This window comes from Phycisphaerae bacterium, assembly GCA_024102815.1.
Taxonomy (GTDB): Bacteria; Planctomycetota; Phycisphaerae; order UBA1845; family UBA1845; genus JAGFJJ01.
Window position 1 is genome coordinate 1 of the sequence record JAGFJJ010000034.1, and the last position, 8397, is coordinate 8397.

Genomic DNA, 8397 nt, shown 5'->3' on the forward strand with positions numbered 1-8397 from the left:
GGTTACACTCTGTCACGAACGGCCTCCGTGCCTCGGCATGATTGCGTTGGAGCAAACCCTATCATACCAGGTTCGAAGGCCTTCCTTATGCGCGAATCAACGTCAACTCATGAAATATCCGGGCTAGTCCTTCCCCCTCAATCTATTCCACCCGCCGGTTTACACTTCGGTGGTGGTGGAAGGATGAGTGAGTCATGCCCAGAGTGATGCTAGATCATCGACCGTCACCGAGATGTCTCTTGACAGACTCCTGCCACGCTCGCTCGCGGGTCCGCTGGAGAATCAACTGGTTGAGTGGCTCACGCAACTCTGAATTCGGTGGCACCGCTAGAGCGTAATTCTGCGGCTCGAATTCGCGCGGCAGCACTTCTAACTCGGCTTCCAATTCTCGGTTAACCAAGTAGCGCAGAATGGGTGCATCGTAGACGACGGCATCCACTTGGCCTTCGGCGAGAGCCTTGAGTGCATCCGCGGGCGAATCGGCCGCAAGGCGCACATTGATCAGTCGGTCCTGCAAATATGCCTCGGAGGTCGTGCCTGCAACGGTCCCCACCCGTGTCCCTGGTAAATCCTCCGGTCCGGCAATCCCCCGAGAGAGTTGCGATACGGTCAACGCCGAAGCGATCGCCGCGGTCATGCCAGAAATGATAATGATGCTGGCGAACATCCAGACCAACCCCACGAGTCGTCCAGCCAGAGTTGTCGGCGCCTTGTCGCCATAGCCGACGGTTGTCATCGTGACGGCGGACCACCAGAATCCTGAGCCGATACCCTGGAGCGTGTTGCCCCCGAATTGCGCTGGGTTCCGGCGGCGCTCGACATACCACACGACCAGACCGACAAGCAGAAGCAAGAGGGCGAGCGAGCCAATTGCGGTAAAGAATTGAACGCTCATCAGGCCGCGCAAGAGCTTCAGCCAAGCGACGTCGCCGACGGGTCGCACTGCGATCCCAAGCCCGGCGTTGTAGTACGGATGGAGGAAATCGATCTGCGCTTCGCGATCAGCGGTCATGGTTAACGCAGCGACGGCGGCATCATACCGCCCGTCCTGCAGGCCCGCGATCATTTCGTCGATGTCGGCTTCATCGAAATTTGATGTGAAGCCCAAATCATCGGCGGCCTGCTTCCAAAGATCAATCGCGATACCGCGCCATTGGCCGTCAGCCCCTCGCATGGCAAATGGTGGTACCTGCCGCGTAGCAATGCGCAGTTGCGGCACTTTGTCTTTAGAGCTGTCGGTCTGGGCGAGCGTGTCGGCGGCTCCAAACGCCCCAACCAAGAGTATCGAAACCCACGTCAACCAGGACACTATGCTCCGGAGAGTCTCATGCATTACACCCTCTCTTGTGCTGGAAGATCGCCTCCACGCGACCGGTCCGAATGGAGACGATTCGTTCATTGAGATAACATGCCCGCGCCATCGTGCCCTGGAGAGCGCTGGGGCACGTTGCATTCCGTTTAGGTCGATCATTATAGCCCATGGTGCGAACGCGGGCGATCAAATCGTTACGCTGCCCGCAAGCGGTCTCGACAGCAGCGATTGCGTGGCAATCATCGCACCTCGCAACCCCGCGTCCTCTTGCCCTGAACAGGAATCGGCCCGACCCGCTCCGGCGTGTATTCGAACCGCGTAGATTCTTGTTCCGCGCGGTCACTTCTTGGACCGGAGGGAGGATGCGAAGTACGATTTTTACATTCTATCGCAGGTACGGTGTCAGCGCAAGAAACGTCGGCTTCGATTCCGACGTGCCGACTGGCATTACTCTATTCAATGGGACAACGGGGAGAAGCATTCGGTCGATCTTGCGGGGTCTCACGCGTCATCGTCGTGTGGAATTGTTGGAGTAGCATCGAATTGGCGAACTCTACGCGTCACCGTAGCCCCCGGGTCGGTCGTCGCAAGAGAATCCGAGACTCAAGGCGAAACGCGGGCAACGTGCACGGTTCGACTGCCTTGGCTGAGGTCGGGCGACAGCGTTTCTTGCCGCAACGCGCGTTACAAGACGATCCGTAAGCTCTTGTGCGTGAAGCCGATAGAGACGAAAACGCCGGCACATCTCCGCGCCGGCGTCTGTTCTTTACCCCTGGGTCGGCGGAATTCGCTTTCGACCGCCAACTGGAGGGAATGTTACCCTCCGCAAATCGGCAGCTCGACCCAAGCGAGGCATTTTTTACGTTGTGTTCGCCCGGGCGAACGCTGTGCTTCCAGTGTCGTACGCGTCAGTGATTCGCCCATCATTTGCAACAGCCTACGAACAATCCTCCGGTGCCGCGAACGGCTCCGGCTTCTGACTAAGGGGGATTCAACCCCGTCATCTCCCGGACCTTCCGATATACCGGCACCCCATTCTCGTCGAATGGATCGACAAGAATCAGGCGATCGAAGACCGGTGAATCGAATGAGCCTGGTCGATGGCAATGATTGCATCCCTCAGCCGGGGAAACCACGAACGCTCCCCATGCTTTTTCCTGTGCCAGAACATTGTGATCGAAGCCCCACACGCCGCCTTTCCAGTTGGTGTTGATGCCGCACTCATCAGAATCAAGCCAATTCACTCCCTCGGGGGCATTCGAATCCTCGTACCAAACACGCCAGCCCTTTACGAGCACCGGATTCGATGCTACTCGCCGCCCGTACTGATCGTTTCCCTTGAGTGCCTGGATATAGGCGAGGATCTCCTCCGGGCGATTCACTTCGATTTTGCCGTCGCCATTATCATCTGTCGTGCCTGGAAGCGGTCCCCAGCCGGTGACCTGATTGATCTTCCAAATCGGGATCGGTGCGATGACATCGTCCTCGTACAAGTCCGGCGTTCCGTTTTGATCCCAGTCGCCCCAATAGAGGCTCAGGAACAAGGCCGCAGGGAACAGGCGCACTTCGCCATCCGAATCCCGCTTCGGAAAGAACGCTGGATACCACCGACTCTTGTCCGGACTCGCCGGATCGAGCGGGTCCGCCGAGTAGTACTCGGCGGCCCAATAGTAGCCCGGAACTCCGCCAACGGTAATATCAAAGAAAGTCAGCCGTTGTTGAGCGTCGAGCAGCGCGTAAGGCACGTGACACGCTTGGCACGAGAGGGCCTCCATCATTCCGCCCGCCTGGTGGACGATAACATCCCCGGGGACATCCGGAGCATCGGGGTGCCGATTGACATTGGGCACGCCGGGAGAAATCTCAGTCAGATGGCATTCTCGGCAGGATCGGAAGCCCACCCAGTCGAGTTCGTCGCGCCAAGCCGAGCTGAAGCTGCTCCCCTTCGCCAGATTGTGTTCGAGATTTCCGGGATGGCAGAAGGCGCACGCCTTTGCATTGGCCGCCGGAATATCGTTAGATGCATCGTCATCGTTGCGACGCGTCAGCTTGCGGTAATGTATGTCGCGCTCATCAAACCAGAGCGCACCTCGCAGCACGGTCCAACTCGGCGCATGGCACATCCAGCAGGCATTGTCACGCGGGGGTACGGTCAGCGCTTTGGGGCTGAGGGCTACGGCGTCATCCGCTGCCAATTCCAGCGTCCCAGCCGCGACGCCCACGGAGTAATCCAGTTGAAGACGTGTGGCCAGGAGCTGAGGAAACGCGATGTCGATATTCGAGAACCAGCCCTGGCCCGCTGCACCGACGGCCGCGTACGCCTGCACCGGCGAACCCTGATCGTCCACAAGCCTGTCCCGGGCAGCGAGTACGGACATTCGCCAGATGTAACGGTTGACGTTCTGACCATTGTTCCAGCCGGGATCCGGCGTGTGGCAGTTAAGACAGTCCGGCTCGGAAACGCCGGTGGCATCCCAGGGAGCTGGATTCAGCTGGCCCATCGGACTCATATACGCGTAGTCCCCGTCAAAGGCGACATCGATGGCTGACTTGCCGAGCAGCTCATAGCCGAACTGCCCCGTCGCCGGTTCAAATAGGCGCACACCATCTCGATCGAACTCTCCAGGTCCTCCGCCCGAATGACATGCCCCACATGCGCTGACCCACTCGAACGTCGTGTTATCCAAGGCCGACTCGTTGGCATTGTCTTTCGCCGAAAAAATGCGCCATCCGGCAGGCTGACCCCAGAGGCCGTATCGACTTGGAGAACGATGCCAGTAGCGCCCATCTTCGAAGAAGTCTTCCTGCATGATGATGTTGCCGTCGACGTCCGTCCGGCCGTGCTGAAACTTGAAACCATTGCTGATGTGGTCGATGTCGTGCGCATGGCACGCCCCGGTACAGGTCTGCCGACCGCTGTAGGGCTCGGTGGACCCGGACCGGATCACGTCCCCAAAGGTGTCGCGCAGCGGAATAGGCAGGTGCCCTCGCTGCCGGGCGAAAGCCGCGAAGTCAGCCAAGTCGACATCTTGGTCGGCGTCTTCATCAAATGTGTCGGTGCAGGCCTGGAAGGCCGGCTCGCTCCCGGGACCAGAAGTAGTGAAGCAGAAGTTGAAGACAAAGTAGTCGTTCAGGCTGACGTAGCCGTCCTCGTCGAAGTCGCCGCCCGCCAAAGTCGGCGTTGAAACGGCAAGCCAAACCGACATGATGACCGTAGACATGAGGATAACCTGGCGAATCAGTTTCATCCCATGTATCTCCCCCCTGTTGCGGTGAACAAGAACACCGCGGTGATTGGAGTTGCGGGCACAGCTGCGATACTTCTGGCCTACCAAGCGAGAGGCCGAAGACCGGGCAAGCCCTCGGAATTAAGCGGTTTCAATAGTTAAGCACCGGGAGAGGCGGAATTCAAGTGGCTAATTCAAGAAATAAACTGATACACTGGTCGGGCTTGGTGATACGCGAACGGTCCGCAAAGTCCGCGTCGGAGGCGCTCGCGACGCGCGCCCTCTTTGGGGGCACTCCGATAAGGAGTTGTTACGGCGACCGATTCTTGCTCAGCAGGCAAGTTACAAAACGATCTGATCAGCAGAATGGTGGCCCAGCCCTCGACGGTTCTTCTCCGCGAGAGTGCTCAGGCTCTGCCATGAACGGAGCTATGACACTCCGTCCGCAGCGCAAACCGGAGATTATGGGCTCGCTCCCTGAAGTGACGTTCGAATGGAGTGCCGATCAGTGGTCGCGCACGTGCCCGGTGTGCGAAGCAGGTCCCCATGCTGTCCAACACTGGAAAGTCACGGACTCAACTCCGCCATCAGCGGTGGCGTCGGACACAGGGCCGGCGAAGGTGGCGTCGGCGCGTGAATCGTTGTCGGCGTCTGCGGATACGCGTACGGATAGAACTCCTTACCCGATCCCACGCTGAACGCGTTCACCACACGTAGAACATCCGGACCGATGACCACGCGGTCCGTCGGCTCGGGGTTGACGTCGCACCAGGTGAAGTGCGGCGCAGTCGGTGCCGCGGATACCGCCTGCAATGTGGCCGAGATGTCGAAACCGCTCACGTTTCGATTCGGCGGCGTCCACGAGTCCGCCGGCGTGGGCGGCGTGGTCGAGCCATCGCCACCGGCCGAGAACGAGCCGACCACGTCCGCCCAGAATCGGGCGTTCGCGGCGGTGGGTCGCGCGGCCGTGTATGCGGTCAGCGGTGCGGAGAAGGCAACCCCGTCCGTTGTCGCTCGCACTTCATAAGCCCGGCCGGTCGGTGCATCCACATCCCCCGGCGCGATCATACAACCACCCACATGAATCACCGGCAGCGACGTCCAATCGAAAAGGACCGGCGACGCATCGGACACCACGAAGGTCAGCCCCTGTCCCACCACCGACGCCGGCGTCGTGCGCGGCGTGCTGATGTAGTACGCCGAGCCGGAGCCGACGTCCGTCACTTCGAATGCCGCGGCCGTGTGTGACGAATCCGGCGCGAAGGTGATGTAACGCTGTTTGGCCGCGCCGTGGGGATAGGTCGTTAGCGCCAGCGGTGGGTTTTCCGCTGGCTCCCCGAAATCTTCTGAAGGAAGCACATGCCGCCATGCCGGACCCGTCATCGTTGCCGGATCAAAGTTCGTACGCGAACGAACAACATCGAGAAACGATCCTGCAGTCAGGCCGGAGAACACGGGATTCTGAGATATTTGCCAACCACCTGCGGCACTACGCTCCAATTCGACTACAGCGTTGCTGTCGCTCACAATGAGACGTCCAGCGTCGTCCACGGCGATTGCCTCCGGGTTATTGACCAGCGGCGTTGCTATCACATCGGCAACCAGGAGCCCGCCGGCCCCATCGTTGACCAGGCGGTAAATCGTCGCTCCCGCCTGGTCCAGCACCCATATTCCAGCGTCCCAATGCTCGACCACGAGCCCAACGGCTCCAGTGGGCGCGATCGCCGAGGGCAGTGCCATTACCGTAGGTCCCGGGTCCAGCATTGCAGGATAACGCAACAATTGGCCGCTCGACGTCGACAGGACGACCACTTCATCAGAAAAGTCGTCGTAGGCCAAGCCGTTTACGACCACTCCGGCGGGAAGGGTCACTTGCGCGGCAACGTCGAAGTGCGGATGGGAAAGGCACCAGATTTGTTGTCCGCAGTGGACATAACTCTGGCGTGGCGTCGCAGGTGAGGTCGCAACGAGCTTGGGCTCGTCCGTCAGCAAGACTTCTTCGGAAGCTCCGGTGCGTAGATCAACATGCCACAGTCGATTGGGTCCGACCGCCCCACCGTCGGTGACGATCAGTGCTTCCGAATACGACGAAAGGAGAGCGCCCGTCAGAATGGGCTCGCCTGACGGGCTATCGATTTCTTCGAACGAGGCCCTGCTGAACGGTGTGACCGGAACAGGGTTCAATGTCGTGAGCTTGTTTCCGGGACCGTTTGATAAACCAAAAACGGGCACGATCGCGGAATAGCCGTCCAGGAACGTGGCCTTGCCGGTCCAGTCCTTGAGCCGATCCTCCGTGCGGACGAAACCGTCAAACGTCGCGATTGTCGGTTCGAGCTCGGTGTCTCCCGAGATGAAAGTGGATTGATGGATCGTTGAGTCGTTGCGGCTTGGGTTATTGTAATACATCGTGTACACGATTGGATTCCCGGATGCCTTGGCCTGCACAAGCGACATCAAATGCCCACCGGTCCGTTCCCAATCGTTGCCATTCGACCCCTCATCGTAATATCCCACGCCCAGTATCACGACCTGTCCGGCAAGCCCGGCCTGAGCAAGATCCGCCAGGCGCGGGCAGTAGGATCCGCTGCGTGCGAATCGCACAACCGAGAACTTCCCAGGGTGCGAGCTGAGCCAATCGACCAGACCGTCGAAGATGTCTTTACCTTTGGTCCCGGTGTTTGGATCGGTGCTCATCTTTACACCCATCAGGGCAATCGCTTCGCCGACCCGGTTATATTCATCCATGCTTTGCCAGTTCGGTGATGGGCCGGGCGCCAGCAGGGGATACCCGTGATCCGCGATGTACGCCATCCAATTGATCGCGGCCGTCGGTGCACAGAACATTGAGCCCCCGACGAAATTGCACGGGAGGTTAATCCCACAGTCGAAATCCTCGATACAGTCGATCATGGGATCCCCAGCGCACGTCCCTTCGTCGTTGGCAGGGAGTCCGACGCGATAGGGAAAGTCAAGAAAATCTCGCTTCTGATCGAAGTCGGGAACGCCGGCGATCGAATAGTCGTAAAGAGTGCCAACTCCCACGTCACCCGCTCTCGTTGCCGAGGAGCTAAGCCCGAGCAGGAGCAACGCGAACGAAACTGTGCAGCGGCCGGAACAACGGAGGATGGGCTTCTTGCACCTCATGCGCGTGTCTCCTTCAGATTTGCAGCATCAATATCTCACGGCTGATAGAAGCACTTGAACTCAGAAGAGCTTCTTACTCTTATCCATCTTGCCGTGATGCGGCGTTTGGACCCGTTAGACCCTGCTGAAGATCATGAACACGGCACCTTCGACGCCGCGTACCTACAGTCAGTTGTAGCGCAACCAGATATGATTCCAAGAGTTCGACAATCGACGGCCCGACTATGAGGCACAGGGATAGGCCAGAATCGACGGATCGTCAACGAATTATTGAGAAAAAGTGCCACTGAATGCGGCCTGGGTGCCCCCATCGGGGCCATGTCGAATCGACGCCTCCCGTGAACCCTTCCCTTTCAATCTAATCCACCCGTCGGGTTACACTTCGGCGGTGGGGAAAGGAGGAATTGTCATGGGCCAACGTCGATGAGCAACGAGAAGAGAATCAAACGAACATCGTCCTTCGACGCTCCGGCGTCGTCGCAACCGAGGACTTCGTAACGGAATTAAACCGTCTGAATTGATGTCGACTTTCCCGAGTTAACGGCCCATACCGCCATGGCCGTGGCCCATCATTCCGCCTGGGCCGGCGTGATCATATAGAGCTTCGGTCGTCGCAATTAGCTCTGTCCTATCGCCGTCACCATCGATGTCGTCCTCGTCCGGGCCGAGGTAGCAATCGAACGTGCCGGAGCAGTCATAATCGGCATGCATGAA

Annotated in this window: 3 protein-coding genes; all 3 read right to left on the minus strand. The window is 59.1% G+C overall.

Features of this window, described 5'->3' with window-relative positions:
- Window positions 1–214: 214 nt before the first annotated feature.
- Entirely contained in the window at window positions 215–1300 is a 1086-nt protein-coding gene (locus J5J06_09100; GenBank protein ID MCO6437229.1) for a transporter substrate-binding domain-containing protein, read from the minus strand.
- Window positions 1301–2292: 992 nt separating this feature from the next.
- On the minus strand, window positions 2293–4560 hold the full coding sequence (locus tag J5J06_09105; protein MCO6437230.1) for a hypothetical protein: 2268 nt from the start codon (window positions 4558–4560) through the stop codon (window positions 2293–2295).
- Between the two features lie 546 nt (window positions 4561–5106).
- Window positions 5107–7683 (minus strand): hypothetical protein, encoded by a 2577-nt coding sequence (locus J5J06_09110; protein ID MCO6437231.1) that lies wholly within the window; start codon window positions 7681–7683, stop codon window positions 5107–5109.
- Between the last annotated feature and the right edge of the window lie 714 nt (window positions 7684–8397).

Coding starts and splice junctions, on each gene's coding strand:
- J5J06_09105 (MCO6437230.1), bottom strand. CDS start 4,560: ATGAAACTGATTCGCCAGGTTATCCTCATGTCTACGGTCATCATGTCG.
- J5J06_09110 (MCO6437231.1), bottom strand. CDS start 7,683: ATGAGGTGCAAGAAGCCCATCCTCCGTTGTTCCGGCCGCTGCACAGTT.